Annotated in this window: 12 protein-coding genes and 1 pseudogene; 7 read left to right on the top strand and 6 right to left on the bottom strand. The window is 63.6% G+C overall.

Annotated elements, in window-relative coordinates; translation table 11 throughout:
• Positions 1 to 231: 231 nt before the first annotated feature.
• Both AC1DIM_RS18320 and AC1DIM_RS18315 read left to right on the top strand, forming a co-directional pair.
• The gene (locus tag AC1DIM_RS18320; RefSeq protein WP_477711927.1) at positions 232 to 657 is read left to right on the top strand and encodes a response regulator; all 426 of its coding nucleotides are present in this window, start codon (positions 232 to 234) and stop codon (positions 655 to 657) included.
• Positions 658 to 813: 156 nt separating this feature from the next.
• Positions 814 to 1,929, top strand: coding sequence for an alkaline phosphatase family protein (locus AC1DIM_RS18315; protein WP_477711926.1), 1,116 nt, complete (start codon positions 814 to 816; stop codon positions 1,927 to 1,929).
• 1,074 nt (positions 1,930 to 3,003) lie between these two features.
• Here the strand turns inward: AC1DIM_RS18315 and AC1DIM_RS18310 are convergent.
• From AC1DIM_RS18310 to AC1DIM_RS18290, 5 genes and pseudogenes are all read right to left on the bottom strand, one after another.
• Positions 3,004 to 3,819: an alpha/beta fold hydrolase gene (locus tag AC1DIM_RS18310; protein WP_477711925.1), complete on the bottom strand. Its 816-nt coding sequence runs from the start codon at positions 3,817 to 3,819 to the stop codon at positions 3,004 to 3,006.
• Positions 3,816 to 4,193 (bottom strand): annotated as a pseudogene (locus AC1DIM_RS18305) (SRPBCC family protein); the annotation flags it as partial. The gene AC1DIM_RS18310 and the pseudogene AC1DIM_RS18305, both read right to left, overlap by 4 nt.
• Positions 4,194 to 4,281: 88 nt before the next feature.
• Entirely contained in the window at positions 4,282 to 4,635 is a 354-nt protein-coding gene (locus tag AC1DIM_RS18300; protein ID WP_477711924.1) for an ArsR/SmtB family transcription factor, read from the bottom strand.
• Between the two features lie 249 nt (positions 4,636 to 4,884).
• The gene (locus AC1DIM_RS18295; RefSeq protein ID WP_477711923.1) at positions 4,885 to 5,694 is read right to left on the bottom strand and encodes a glycoside hydrolase family 25 domain-containing protein; all 810 of its coding nucleotides are present in this window, start codon (positions 5,692 to 5,694) and stop codon (positions 4,885 to 4,887) included.
• 453 nt (positions 5,695 to 6,147) lie between these two features.
• The gene (locus tag AC1DIM_RS18290) at positions 6,148 to 6,480 is read right to left on the bottom strand and encodes a LysE family translocator (RefSeq protein ID WP_477711928.1); all 333 of its coding nucleotides are present in this window, start codon (positions 6,478 to 6,480) and stop codon (positions 6,148 to 6,150) included.
• 433 nt (positions 6,481 to 6,913) lie between these two features.
• Here AC1DIM_RS18290 and AC1DIM_RS18285 point away from each other — a divergent pair, with 433 nt between their 5' ends.
• The 5 genes from AC1DIM_RS18285 (at position 6,914) to AC1DIM_RS18265 (ending at position 11,225) form a co-directional block, all read left to right on the top strand.
• Entirely contained in the window at positions 6,914 to 8,278 is a 1,365-nt protein-coding gene (locus tag AC1DIM_RS18285) for a DJ-1/PfpI family protein (protein WP_477711922.1), read from the top strand.
• Positions 8,275 to 8,787, top strand: coding sequence for a hypothetical protein (locus tag AC1DIM_RS18280; protein ID WP_477711921.1), 513 nt, complete (start codon positions 8,275 to 8,277; stop codon positions 8,785 to 8,787). Before AC1DIM_RS18285 ends, AC1DIM_RS18280 begins: the two co-directional genes overlap by 4 nt.
• On the top strand, positions 8,787 to 9,173 hold the full coding sequence (locus tag AC1DIM_RS18275; protein WP_477711920.1) for a hypothetical protein: 387 nt from the start codon (positions 8,787 to 8,789) through the stop codon (positions 9,171 to 9,173). Before AC1DIM_RS18280 ends, AC1DIM_RS18275 begins: the two co-directional genes overlap by 1 nt.
• A 115-nt stretch (positions 9,174 to 9,288) precedes the next feature.
• Positions 9,289 to 10,539 (top strand): sensor histidine kinase, encoded by a 1,251-nt coding sequence (locus tag AC1DIM_RS18270; RefSeq protein WP_477711919.1) that lies wholly within the window; start codon positions 9,289 to 9,291, stop codon positions 10,537 to 10,539.
• Entirely contained in the window at positions 10,527 to 11,225 is a 699-nt protein-coding gene (locus tag AC1DIM_RS18265) for a response regulator (protein ID WP_477711918.1), read from the top strand. The genes AC1DIM_RS18270 and AC1DIM_RS18265 overlap by 13 nt, the downstream gene beginning before the upstream one ends.
• 606 nt (positions 11,226 to 11,831) lie before the next feature.
• Here the strand turns inward: AC1DIM_RS18265 and AC1DIM_RS18260 are convergent.
• The gene (locus AC1DIM_RS18260) at positions 11,832 to 12,476 is read right to left on the bottom strand and encodes a dihydrofolate reductase family protein (RefSeq protein WP_477711917.1); all 645 of its coding nucleotides are present in this window, start codon (positions 12,474 to 12,476) and stop codon (positions 11,832 to 11,834) included.
• Positions 12,477 to 12,685 lie beyond the last annotated feature (209 nt).

Raw genomic sequence — 12,685 nt, 5'->3', positions numbered from 1 at the left:
TCAAACCCCGGGAAGAGGCTCCCGCCGCTTAAGCAGCAGGGTTCAGTAAAGGAAGTGGGCAGATCTCATGGCCGCCAACGGGCAGTTTTCATGGCCGTCAGCGGGCAGTTCCGTGGCCGCCTATGGGCAGTTTTTCATGGCCGCTAACAACTAGAGGCTGCTGCAGCCCTGGGTGCTGCAAGTGCGCGAAAATCGGAAGGCGGAAACGATGAACCGGCCACGCCGGCACAAGTGGCCGACACACTGGCCCGGGCAATTCCCAATGTCCAAGCCAGAAAGAAGCTTGGCAGCTCACACGTTCTTTGGGTGGATGACAACCCGGACAACAACCGCTATGAGCGAGCCGCTCTCCAGGCATTGGGAGTTTCTTTCGACCTGAGTCGATCCACCGACGACGCGCTCACAAAGCTTCAGGGATCCTCGTATGACCTGATAATTTCCGATATGGGGCGGCCGCCGGATGCTCAAGCGGGCTATACCCTCCTTGATAGCTTGCGGCGGTCTGGTAACCAGACGCCTTTCGTCATTTATGCCGGTTCTCGGCTGCCTGCCCACGTTGCCCTAGCCCGGCAGCATGGTGCTTTAGGCTGCACCAATGCGCCCGCGGAATTAATCTCGCTGGTGACGGGCGTGATCCGGCGAAACGGCGAAGGATAAGGTCTCGTTTGTCGCCCCGGGGTGCTGCGCAGTGTTGGTCGCCTTTCGGGCCTGAGGGGGAACTATGGCCATCGGCGGGGCCGCGGGTGCATAATCGGGGCATCGGCCGTCCGGCCCGGTTCGGCGGCCGTCCGGCTTTGAACAGGGGGTTCTTCAATGGCAGAGCCCAGGGTCAAGCGTGTGGTGGTGATGGTGCAGGAAAACCACACGACCGACAACTACTTCCGCGGGCTTGCGCCGTACGGGGCCAATGTGGCCGCGGGCTGGCCCGTCCAGCCCAATCCGCCGCTCTCTGACCCGCGGCATGACCGGCATTCCTACTACAAGTGGCTGTCCGGGAACGGCACCGCAACGCGCACCCAGTTCGACACCAACATGGTGCTGCCCTTTTACGCCTATCTGGCCCTGACCGGGGCGTTTCTGGAAAACCACTGCAGCGGCTTCGGTACCAATTCCACACCGAACCACCTGCTGCTCGTTGGCGGCCAAAGCCCGACGTTGCGCAACCCGTCCAGACTCCAGCCGCCGCCGTTATGGGACATGCCCTCAGTCCCGGGGCTGGCCGCCGATGCCGGTCTTCGCTGGCGCTGCTATACCGGCACCGGCGATTACCCGGTCGGGTTCTACACCCAGCTCAAGGGCTCACCCAACCTCCTGCCCAATTCACACTTCATCACGGACGCCGAGGCCGGTCCCCTGCCGGCGCTTTGCTACCTGTGGCACAACTCCCCCGAAGACGAGCACCCCTTGGCCGATGTCACCGTCGGGATGAACAAGATCTGGCAGAGCGTGGACGCCGTCGTCCGGGCCGGCGGCTGGGACGAGACGGTCTTCCTCCTGACCTGGGATGACTGGGGCGGGTGGGATGACCACGTCGCCACCCCTAACCTGGAACACACCCCCGACGGCGTGCAGCTGGCCTACGGCCCCCGCGTGCCGCTGCTCATGTTCGGCGGCGCCGTCCGCCAGGGCATCGACAGCCGCTGGTCCTCCCACGTCGACATCCCCAAAACGGCGATGCAACTGCTGGGCCTGCCGAAACTGGGCGTCGATCGGGTAGACAGCAGTCCGGGCCTGGCCGACCTCATCGACCCGGCCCTGCACCTACCGGCACCCCCGGCCTACGGCAGCCCGGTCACGCTTCCGCCACCGCCGCAGCCGACACCGGCGCCCAAACCCCTGCCCCCTGCCCCTCGCCTCTCCCTGCCCGTGGGGCCGGTCCAACTGCGCGACGGTACCGTTCTGCCCCCGCCCAACGACGTCCCCCTGTAACAGCCAGCGGCCCGCGAACGGGCACCGGGCCTCCCCGAAGGGTCAGCGCATGCCGCGAGTCCGTCCGACCTATGCGAGCCCAAAAAGGGGAAAGGACCCCCATTAGCTGACTAACCCCAAACCTGATCAAAAAAGACTAGCCGACACCGGTCAAACACGAACTGGCCGACCGGTCACTGTGGCACGGTCAGTCGCCCCGTATCGCTCAAACGCATCGTAGGAACCCCTGAGGAACGTTGTGATGCACGAACGATGGGAAGTGGACAAATGATTCCGGTCGCGCCTGAGCCCGGACACTAACGGCAGCTACGTTCACGGTTCGTGAACCGACAATATGGCTACCGCGTGGCTGACCCGGCTGCGGTGCCGTGGCCTCGCGGATTCAACGCCGCTTCCAGCGGATCTAGGGCCTCCCGGTCGCATGGCGCCGTGGGGGTTGGACGTGCCGATGATGTCGGTGTCAGATTTGGTAGTACCTGTCGGCCGCACATTCACGGCGTTGCCAAGAGGTTTGCCGGGTTCGAGCAACGCCGGGCCGAGCTTGGCTGCCCAATTTACCCACAGCTTTACTCCCTCTTGGGCCTCTTCCGGTGATGCCTGCGCAAAGCGTTCGGCCACATTCTGAGGTGCACGGTATAGAACGATGAATCGTTGCATCAACTGCTCCTTCTCTTCCGGTCCTTGTCGGCCCACAGCGCCTGGTTCTAGTCGAGCCGGTCACTACGTTTCCTTGTCCCCGCACGGGCCAGCCATTGCTGTCGGGATGCTGAAGACCGGGAATCGGGTCTCGTTCACCATCACGTATGACCTCTGTCAGAACAACGGACCAGATGGGCCCCTGGGCGTGAGCTGGTCGACCTGGATCCCCCGGCCCGGGGCGAGGTCACCATACGAATCCGGCTGGTCCCCGTTAGGACTGCGCCGAACGGTCACCGTCGCTGGGCAGAACTACGACTTCAAATTTCCGTTTCAAGGTCGTTACAGTCCTACCGCGGAACCCTACATTCCCCGACCCTCCGAAGACCACAGGATTTCAGCAGAGACTCGGTTGGTGCGCCCTGGAGTGCGGTTGGGTCAAATGGTGAAGAAGCCGCGGAGTTCTGCTGCCATCGCGGCGTCCGAGACTTGGTGGGTCTGGCCCTCCAGCGTGTGGTGTTCGGCTTGCGGGTTGGCCTCGGCGGCTGATGTTTGAGCGGCGGCCATGGAGGGGGCTGCTTTTCCGCCGACGATGACCAGCGTCGGGACGGTGATCTTCGCGAGCCGGTCCAGGGGCGCGGTGAAATTGTTCAGGACGGCAACCTCGTGAGGGAGGGTGTTGGCGGCGGCTTTTTGGCTGCTCCAGACCTTGGGCATGAAGCGCAGCATGATGGGGACGAACGCCGGGACGCCGATCATTTTGACCAAGAAGTACGAGATCATGGCGCCGCGTTTGTTGCGGGCGAGGAGGTCCTTAAGGTGGCTATCATGGTCGATGGGCCCCCCTTGGGTCTCGCCCACCCCGGTGTACGGGACCTCGTAGATTGCGAGCTTGCGCATCGGGACGACCGCGGCGGCGGCTTCGAGGGCAAGCGCGGCGCCGGAGGAGATGCCGTACACAAAGGCGTTTCCGCCCGCGTAGCTTATGACTGCGGCGAGGTCTTCGATTTCGCGCTCCACCGAGTACGGCTTGGTATCGCCGCTGTCACCGCGGCCCCGGCGGTCGTAGAAGTAGACGCTGAACGAATCGGCAAGCTTCGTGGCCAGTCCGCGGGCCGGGCCAAAGGACCGGCCGCAGAATGCGCCGTCGACCAGAACGAGTGCCGGGCCGGCGCCGATCCGTTCGACGGAGATTGATGTCCCGTCAGCGGAGGGGAGCTGGGTGATCAGGGTTTCAGGGAGTGTGGTTTTCATGCCGGGTACCTTTCGAGGATCGTGTCGAGTTTGTCGAGGGATAGGACCCAGCCGGCGAGAGTCATGTCGCGGATCTCGTCGGTGAAGGGGCCCTGATGCAGCGTCATGCGGGTTCGGTCCCCGTGAGCGTGGAACTCAAGCCGCAGGACGACGTCCTCCACAAGTCCTGCCGCAGTCCTCGCGGCCAGCTGAATTTCGAGGAATTCAGGGACCCGGAAGGCGAGGACGCGGCCCAGGAAGGGGTGGGGCGCTCCGGTCGCGGTATCGACCATGGAGAGCTCCCACCGGCCCTGCTCCGTCAGGTCCACGGTGACGCTGTCCAGGGGTACCGTGACTCCTTCGGGCCCGAACCAGCTCGCCAGGAGCTCCGGTTCGGTCCAGAATCGCTACACCACATCCCTCGGTGCGGCAAACGAACGCGAAACGAAGACATCACGCTCGGTGATCTCATTCTGGCGGCCCTCAGACATCGCGTCCCCGGCCATCGTGGATGGTGTCGCGCTGAAACGCGGCGAGGGCGCCGTCGAGCTTGTCGAACGACTCACCCCAAAACTGCTTGTACCGCTCCATGTATTCGCTCGCTTCCTTGAGCCGGTCTGGTTCCAGATGGCTGAACCTGGCGGTGGCCACGCGGGTCCTTGAGATGAGCCCGGCACCCTCGAGCACCTTCAGATGCTTGGAAACCGCCGGCTGGCTGATTCGAAACGGCGCGGCCAAATCAGAGACCTGCGCGTCGCCTTCCGTGAGGCGCTGCAAGATTGCCCGACGAGTCGGATCGGCCAAGGCCCCAAACACTGCGCTGAGCTCATCTACCATGTCACACACCATAACCTAATCGTTCTATAACTGATTGGTTATAGAGTAGGGTTCTTCAGGCAAATGAGTCAAGTTGCCGGTTCAAGTTGGACGAGTTGGACCCTGGGTTGCTGATTGGTTCACGACTGAGACTGGACAACCACGGTGAGATTCATCCAACTGATCAATGCCGCCTTCGCCGAGGGTGAGGTGCACGCCCAGGCCGTTGCCCCGGGGCAAATCCGGATTCCTGACTGACCCCCAGCGTGTCTAGATGCAGGAAACGTCGTAGTCGAAACTGCCCGAGATGTACTGGGTGAGCGTGACCCTCCCGCCACCGGTCAGCGGGGCATCGGAGCATTTGCGTTTCGCAGAAGCCGACGAACTCGCACCCGGAAGCCAGCTGGGCAGCGTGTATAGGTTGCTCGAAGCGGGCACTGTGCCGGCGATCTGGGCCCACTGGACACCGGTGGAGTAGATGCCGGCTCCGGCTCCAATGCTCGCGAAGTAGGCCGCGATGCCCTCCAGATCGGACCTGTTCGCTGTCTTGTCCGTCGACCAACTGTTGCCGGTCTCGACATCCAGCCACCAGGTGTAGGAGGCAGGGTTTCTCACGCCGCGGATGTTTACATCGTCATAGGCCTTGGCGTACCCGTACATGTAGGAGCAGGCTGCCCCGACGGATCCGCTGGTACACTGCCCGTACGGGTTGGTCACCGTTGTACCTCCGTACGTATTGCTGCTGGGCCACCAAGACCCGGCGGTCCCCGGGTTGGCGGTGTTCACATACAGGGCGGCCAGGGGCTGAGCCGTCCCGCCCTTCGATGCGCCCGCCCAGGACAGCTCGGTGGCCAGGCACGGGTTGGTGGTGTTCGCCAGACCGTTGTTCACGCCAACGATGGCGAAGGCCTGGGTTTTGGGCAGGGTCTTGCCGCATTGGGGCCACGACACGTCGTTGCCGGCACCTGTGGTGGTGGCTGCCTGTGCCGACCCGCCTATAAGCATCAGCACGGCGGCTGCCGATGCAGCCAGCAGCAAACGGAAACGCGTAGCGGGGGGCGCGTTGTTGGTACAGGACATATGCAGCCTTCCGATCGAGAGCTAAGCGAACAGGCGACCAGCATGACGGCCGCGGGTCACGCGGTCAAGGAGTGACTGCACTCCGGTCCAGACCTCTCGTGCCAGGGCGAGATGCCGAGTCGTGCGGGCAGGTTCACAGCGAATCCGAAGTTTCAGTACGCATAATGAACCGAAGCTTCGCCAATTGTGGGCGGCCGGGTTTTACCCGTGCGGTAAACAGTTGCCTCAGGCAATCAGCTGTTGTGCGGACCCGTCTATCATCCGTCCTCGCCTGTTCGGGAATTGCACAGTATGGGTGGCGGCATATGGCTCGCACTGGGTAGCGCGGGGACTGCACCGGGGCAGTTAGCCGAGCAGTCCGCCTGACTGTCATTTTCGTACTGGAAGTCGTCTGCACTTAATGTCAGAAGTCGTCTGCACTGCGATTCTGTCCGTAAGCGGAACACTAACGGGTCAGCCGGTCGCTGGGGTAGGTGCGTCGATGGCGAGTTTCATCCCGACTGCGCCCAAAAGAGTGCGTGTGATCAACCGCTGCCACTTCAACCATGAGGGGCGGGCCCGTAGGAACATGGCAATTGCACCTGCGGCAAGCACGATTGCTGCGTTCACGATCAGGCTGATGGTGATCTGCACGCTGCCGAGGATGAATCCCTGGGTGACGGGATTACCTGCGGACGGGGTGATGAACTGGGGAATCAGTGCCAGGAACATGATGGCCGCTTTGGGGTTCAGCAGGTTGGTCATCAGACCCATGTGGAACAGTTTCCATCGAGAGTCAGGCGGGATCTCACGGGGTTCGAAAACTGACAGGCCGCCTGGGCTCAGGGTCCCGCCATCGTCCAGTCGGCGACGAACAACGAGGCTAGTGGGCAGCTCACGGCTGTCACCGAGGGACCACGTCGCTGGAGATGGGCCGACTACATCGTTGCTCGCGCTTTGGCCAGATCACCGCCTCGGCACCGCAGTGAACCGGCTCGTCCTGCGCGCTAAGTGTCCGGGAATTGTTTCTAGGCCTGTCCGGTCCGTCTATTAGGGCTGCGGTTGACGGCCATAGGGCGCCGGTTGGTGGCGATCCCGTAGTACCCAGGTACCGGTTGCGGGTGCTGGGGAGTGTCTCCTGGACTGATGTACGGGAGGCGGGCAATCCGTAGCGTGAAGAGCAACGCAGGGTGCACACACGGTGGCAGCCCGCAGGTTCACATGGAATCGAGACCCGCTCATGGCTTCCCGTTCAAGACGTCTTTTTCACGCCGCCCTCCCGGCGGGATTGTCGCTGCTCGTTGTGGCTGCACTGGCTTTCGCCGGCGTTGAGGTGGCTGATGCAGAAAGCCACCTCGCGCCGCCAGCGCAGGACCTGAATAACCTCCCGGTGAACAGGCCCACTTCCTCCGGCAAGATCGTTGTCGCCGTTGTTCTGGGTTCGTCGGGCACCGTGGGGAGTGACGTTCTGGCTCCGTACGAGGTGTTTGCCAGCTCCCCGAATTTCTCTGTCTACACAATCGCAGCGCAGTCCTCCCCTGCCCCCGTTGACGGGGGGCCGGCGATAGTGCCCACCTTCACGTTCGAGGACGTTCGATCGGGCACGGCCCGGCAGCCGGACGTCGTCGTTGTACCGGCCGTCGGCGCCCCGGAGGGGCCGGAGGAAACCGCCATGCGGGACTGGATCGTGGAGCAATCAGGCCACGGGGCCCGCATCCTGGGCGTTTGCAACGGATCGAACGTCCTGGCCGGAACCGGCCTCCTGACCGGCCGCACGGCCACAAGCCACTGGTCTCGTCTGAGTTCCCTGAAGAAGAACCATCCCGAGGTCCAATGGACGGGAGGTCTGCGCTACGTCCAGGACGGCATGATCACCACCACGGCCGGCGTAACCTCCGGCATCCCGGGCGCGCTGAAAGTCATGGAAGACCTGGCCGGCGCCGGCGAAGCCGAACGAGTCGGCCTGTTGATGAAATATCCGGATTGGTCCGTTGCCGCGTCAACATCGATACCCGTCCAGTCCTTCGCTGCCTCGGACGTCCCCGTCGGACTCAACGCCCTCGTCCCTTGGCTCCGGCCGACCATTGGCGTCGGGCTGGTCAACGGGGTCGGCGAGATCGACGTCGCCAGCGCCTTCGAGGTTTACAACAAGTCCTTCGCAGCCCGCGCCGTGGCGGTCRCCGCCACGGAGACCATCACCACCAGGCACGGCATGGTCCTCCTTACCATTCCGGAAACCCGGGCACCTCAGGTGGACAAGGTCATTGCCCCCGGCGCGGCCAGGGGCCAGGACATTGACCCGCAGTTGAAGGACTGGGCCGCGTCCCGGAATGTTTCCGCCGATGCCTTTGCCGGCGCCGGTGGTGTGCTCGGCTTCGACGGCGCCCTTGAGTACCTGGCGCGGCACACCGACCGGGCCACTGCCCTGTCGGCAGCCAAGATGATCGACTATCCCACGGCGCATCTGAACCTTGCGGCCGGGGGAACCTATGTCCGTGTTCCGGTCCTGATCGTGTTCGGCCTGCTGCTCGCCATTCTCGCCGGTGCCCTGCCGGCGATCGTGCGAATCGCCGTCCGGCGTGGGGCAGAGGGGCAGATGAAATGACCCCTCACATCCACGAATTCCGTCAGCGCCCAGCCGATTCCATGGACGGGACCGACCATGCCGTCCCGAAATTCCGGCCGGGATACTTCTACTTCGCCAAACACTTCGCTGTGATGGTCGCCCTGATGTACGCGGGAATGTTCGCGCTGGACCCCGTCTACGACCTGGGAGCGACGTTCGCCGGAGTCGACGACCCGTGGGGCCGGCTGCCCGTCCTCTCGAACATCGTCATGGCGTTCAACATGGGCGCACCGATGGTCCTGTACATGCGCCATCAGCGTCACAGCTGGTGGGCGATCGGAGAGATGTCGGCAGCGATGCTTCTTCCTGCAGCCCTCACCATGGGCCCCTACCTTCTGGGGAGTATGACAGCCGGGACAATGATGTCGCTCAGCCACGGAACAATGATCCCGCTGATGGCGGTCGCCATGATTCTGCGCTTTCGCGAATATGCTCTGCACAAGCGGGAGCATAGATTTCCCCGCACCGGACAAGAGAGTGGTTTGTAATGCCGCTAAATCAACTTTCCGCAACACTCGCCTGCGCGCTTCTGACCGGCCTGACCATCTTCCAGGTCGCGCTTATCGCCGGGGCTCCGTTCGGGAGGATAGCCTGGGGCGGAAAGTATCCTGTCCTGCCGGCCAACCTCAGGATCGGGAGCGCCGTTTCCATTGGCGTGTACGCCTTTTTCGCTTATGCCGCACTGGCCAAAGCCGCCGTTGTCCCGCACTTGGTCAACGAATCCTTTACCTCCATCACCATGTGGGTGATGACTGCATACTTCACACTCGGCGTCGTGATGAACGTGGTCTCCCGCAGCAGGCCTGAACGCCTCATCATGACTCCCGCCGCGGCTGCCCTCGCGTTCCTTTACCTGGTCCAGGCACTCCACTGATCTTCTTCGCGGGCCCAGGACGGGCCACGTCTGCTGCAGCGCGAGCGATACCCGGCATCTTCCCATCTGAACACCGAAGGACTCTTATGCACTCCACAGAGGTAGCGGCCGGAGCATGACCAAGTCGGGAGACGTTGAGCGCCTGGCGGCGTTGCCGGAAGCGGCACTGACCGCACCGATGTCGGCGGAAAAACCGCGTCGGCGACGGCGGTGGTGCCCCAGTCCGCGTATCACAGACGTGATGGTCGCTGCCTTGTACGCAGCGCCGGCCCTGGCGGCAACCGCTATCGTTCACGGGACCACAGGCCCGGAGCCCATACTCCTGTTGCTCGCGGCGGTGGTTTCCGGAGCTGCGTTGCTCTTCCGCCGGCGCACTCCGATGTTGTCGTTGACTGCAACGGCCGGCATCATGCTCATCACGTTCTCGGCTCCAGAGAGCTTCGCAGCGGTGGCGGCAGCCATGGCGCTGTACGCCGTCGCCGTCTACAGGTCAGCCCGGCATGCGCTCTTTGCCCTGCTGGGAACCAGCGGCATCCTGCTTCTCGCCGCGGCCATCCTCCCCGGGTCGATGGTCGACCCTGGCCAGGCCGGCCAGGCAATTGCCGTGCTCGTGATCGCGACGCTGATCGGCTTGAACGTCCGCTCGCGCCGTGGCTACGTAGCCGCACTCGTTGACCGTGCCGACCGGCTGACGCGCGAGCGGGAGCACTTGGCCAGCATCGTCGCCGCGGCCGAGCGCAACGCGATCGCCCGGGAGATGCATGACATCGTTTCGCACGGGTTGGCAGTGATGATTTCCCTGGCCCACGGTTCTGCAGAGATCGCCCCCACCGATCCTGCCCGCGCCGTAAAAGCCATGCGCCAGGTTGCCGAGACGGGCCGGACAGCAGTGGCAGACATGCGCCGGATGCTCGGGGTGCTCACCGAACGTAACACCGTTGATTCACCGGGAGCCGCCGCGCCCGCGCCACGGGTGGAGGACATCCGGGCGCTGGTGGCTCTCTTCCGTTCCACCGGCCTTCCGGTAGTCCTGCAATCAACGGGTGTTCCACCGGCCGACCCCGGGGCGCAGCTGGCGATCTACCGGGTCATCCAGGAAGGGCTCACCAATGCGCTCAAGTACGCAAGAGCAGCAACCGCGGTCACGGTTGTTCTGCAGTTCAGCCCGCAGGCGATCATTGCCTCAGTAACCGACGACGGCCAACACGACGGACTTTCTACAGACCATCCCGGGCGTGGCATCGTGGGCCTGCGTGAGCGCGTTGCACTGTACGGCGGCACCATACAGGCGGGTCCTCTGGCCACGGGTGGATGGTCCGTGACCGCCCAGTTCCCGACGAGGGAAGGATCCCCATGGAACCGGTAACCATCCCGTCCGAGCACCCGATCCGGGTGCTGCTCGTTGATGACCAGACGCTTGTCCGTACGGGATTCCGGATGGTGCTCGATGCCCATCCCGGGGTCGACGTCGTTGGGGAAGCCGCTGACGGCAAGACCGGAATCGACATGTGTCACACCCTGACGCCGGACGTGGTGCTGATGGATGTGCGGATGCCGGGCATGGACGGCATCGCCGCGACCAAGCTTATCGCCGAGGACTGCCCGCAGTCACGGGTCATTGTCCTCACGACCTTCGACCTCGACGAGTACGCCTTCGCGGCGCTCCGGGCAGGTGCCAGCGGTTTCCTGCTCAAAGACGTCGGACCACCCGAGCTGCTCGCGTCCATCAAAGCCGTCGCCGGAGGAGACGCCGCCATTTCCTCCAGGGTCAGCCGCCGGATGCTGGAACTCTTCAGCCAAAGGCTTCCCTCCGGCCCCTTCTCCGGGGGTGACGAAGCCCTGGCGCCCCTGACACGCCGGGAACTGGAAATACTCTCGGCCATCGGCGCCGGACTTACCAACACCGAGATCGGTGGACGACTGGTCGTGGCCGAATCAACGGTGAAAACCCACGTGGGGCGCATCCTGATGAAACTCGGGCTGCGCGACCGTGTGCAGGCCGTCATCTTCGCCTACGAACACGGCCTGACCGGCCACCGCCAGCCGGGCTGAGTCTCTGATGACCTCAGGACACCGTCCCGCAGAACGTTATCTTTGCGGACCTGCAGTAGGTCAAACGCCAAGGGGCGGTGGATCGATCTGACAGCGTCGCTCGTCCGTCGCGGGTCGATACGGTCGTCATGGCCGGGTACATAACCCAGAATTCCGATGAATCCGATGCCGGGACGCGTCACACCGGAGTCTGGGCGTTGAGTTCCTCTCCGACGCCACCGGCACTCTTGAGACGGCAAACCACACCGGCTCGCTGGTGGCAGAAGAGCTGCACAAAGCCGTCCTTTTGGTCCTTCAATCACGTTTCGCCCCCGTAGGGACCACGAAGCAATGGATCGATGCGGTGGCCCACGCCAGCCCGGCGCCGAAACCGGATATCTTCGCCAGCAACCAAGCCGCGCGCAACGCCGTCCGGACCCGCAGGGCAGGACTTTCGGCCGGGGTCACTGCGGATTCCCCATAGTTGAGCTGGCGCTGAGCCTCTGCTGCCGATCCCCGGTCCCGACCAGGTCCCCAGGAAAACCACGCCGCACCAACGTCGACCCAGCCCGCGAGTTGGGCGACCTCCCGTATGAGTTTCGTTGCGGGATCGTCATGAGTACGCTTCTATCGCGTCAGGGTGATGTGGATTGTGCCGCTTTCGGCGACTTCCGTCGTTACTTGGTGGGTCAGCTCGAAGGCGCGCAGGTCATCCCACAGCCGGTTGCCCCCGCCGAGGAAGATCGGGGACACGATGAGGTGCAAGTCGTCAACCAGGCCGGCGCGCAGGAAGTCACGCGCGGTGCCGTAGCCACCGCCCACTCGGACGTCCAGGTCACCGGCGGCCTCGGCCGCCTCAGCGAGCACGTCCTCAATTGCGGCGCTGCGGAAGTGGAACGTAGTCCCGCCCTCCATCGGGATCGACGGACGCGGTGCGGTGTGCGTGAGGACGTAGACCGGGGTGCCGAACGACGGCTTGTCACCCCACCAGCCTTTCCAGTCCGGGTCCTCTGGAAAGGCGTGGAACCCGAACATGCCCGCTCCCATGATCTCGGAGCCGACGCCCTCGAAGGACGCGACGGCGTATCGATCATCGACGCCGGTCGTTCCAGCGCCGCTGGTCTCGCCGAATACCTTCTCCCGGAACGTCCGGGTGGCGCCGTACGTCTCCGTAAGGCGCCCCCAATCCGTGCCCATCGGATTCTTGGGCGTCGGGTCGGCTGGCGTATATCCGTCCAAGGAGGTGAACAAGTCCATGCGAACGCGCGTCATATCGGATTTCCTTCGGGTTTCGTCGTTGAGACAGAAGTCCCCGCTGCTACGGGGCCCCTATCGGCAGGCTATTGAGCCACGCGACCAATTCTTCACTGATTAAACATGTACCCGACATGGGAACAACTCGTCCGCACAGCAGCGCTGACCAACATCACTCCACAAGAAATTCTCCACGCACCAACACGGTTTCAGCCCAGCTTCGCAAT

The organism is Pseudarthrobacter sp. 01T43, assembly GCF_056398665.1.
This window is presented reverse-complemented; position numbering and strand designations above follow the sequence as displayed.

What these genes read in the sequence shown, in the direction of transcription:
- AC1DIM_RS18260 (WP_477711917.1), bottom strand. Translation starts at nt 12,476, where the DNA reads ATGACGCGCGTTCGCATGGACTTGTTCACCTCCTTGGACGGATATACG.
- AC1DIM_RS18280 (WP_477711921.1), top strand. Translation starts at nt 8,275, where the DNA reads ATGACCCCTCACATCCACGAATTCCGTCAGCGCCCAGCCGATTCCATG.
- AC1DIM_RS18295 (WP_477711923.1), bottom strand. Translation starts at nt 5,694, where the DNA reads ATGTCCTGTACCAACAACGCGCCCCCCGCTACGCGTTTCCGTTTGCTG.
- AC1DIM_RS18300 (WP_477711924.1), bottom strand. Translation starts at nt 4,635, where the DNA reads ATGGTAGATGAGCTCAGCGCAGTGTTTGGGGCCTTGGCCGATCCGACT.
- AC1DIM_RS18270 (WP_477711919.1), top strand. Translation starts at nt 9,289, where the DNA reads ATGACCAAGTCGGGAGACGTTGAGCGCCTGGCGGCGTTGCCGGAAGCG.
- AC1DIM_RS18265 (WP_477711918.1), top strand. Translation starts at nt 10,527, where the DNA reads ATGGAACCGGTAACCATCCCGTCCGAGCACCCGATCCGGGTGCTGCTC.
- AC1DIM_RS18275 (WP_477711920.1), top strand. Translation starts at nt 8,787, where the DNA reads ATGCCGCTAAATCAACTTTCCGCAACACTCGCCTGCGCGCTTCTGACC.
- AC1DIM_RS18310 (WP_477711925.1), bottom strand. Translation starts at nt 3,819, where the DNA reads ATGAAAACCACACTCCCTGAAACCCTGATCACCCAGCTCCCCTCCGCT.
- AC1DIM_RS18315 (WP_477711926.1), top strand. Translation starts at nt 814, where the DNA reads ATGGCAGAGCCCAGGGTCAAGCGTGTGGTGGTGATGGTGCAGGAAAAC.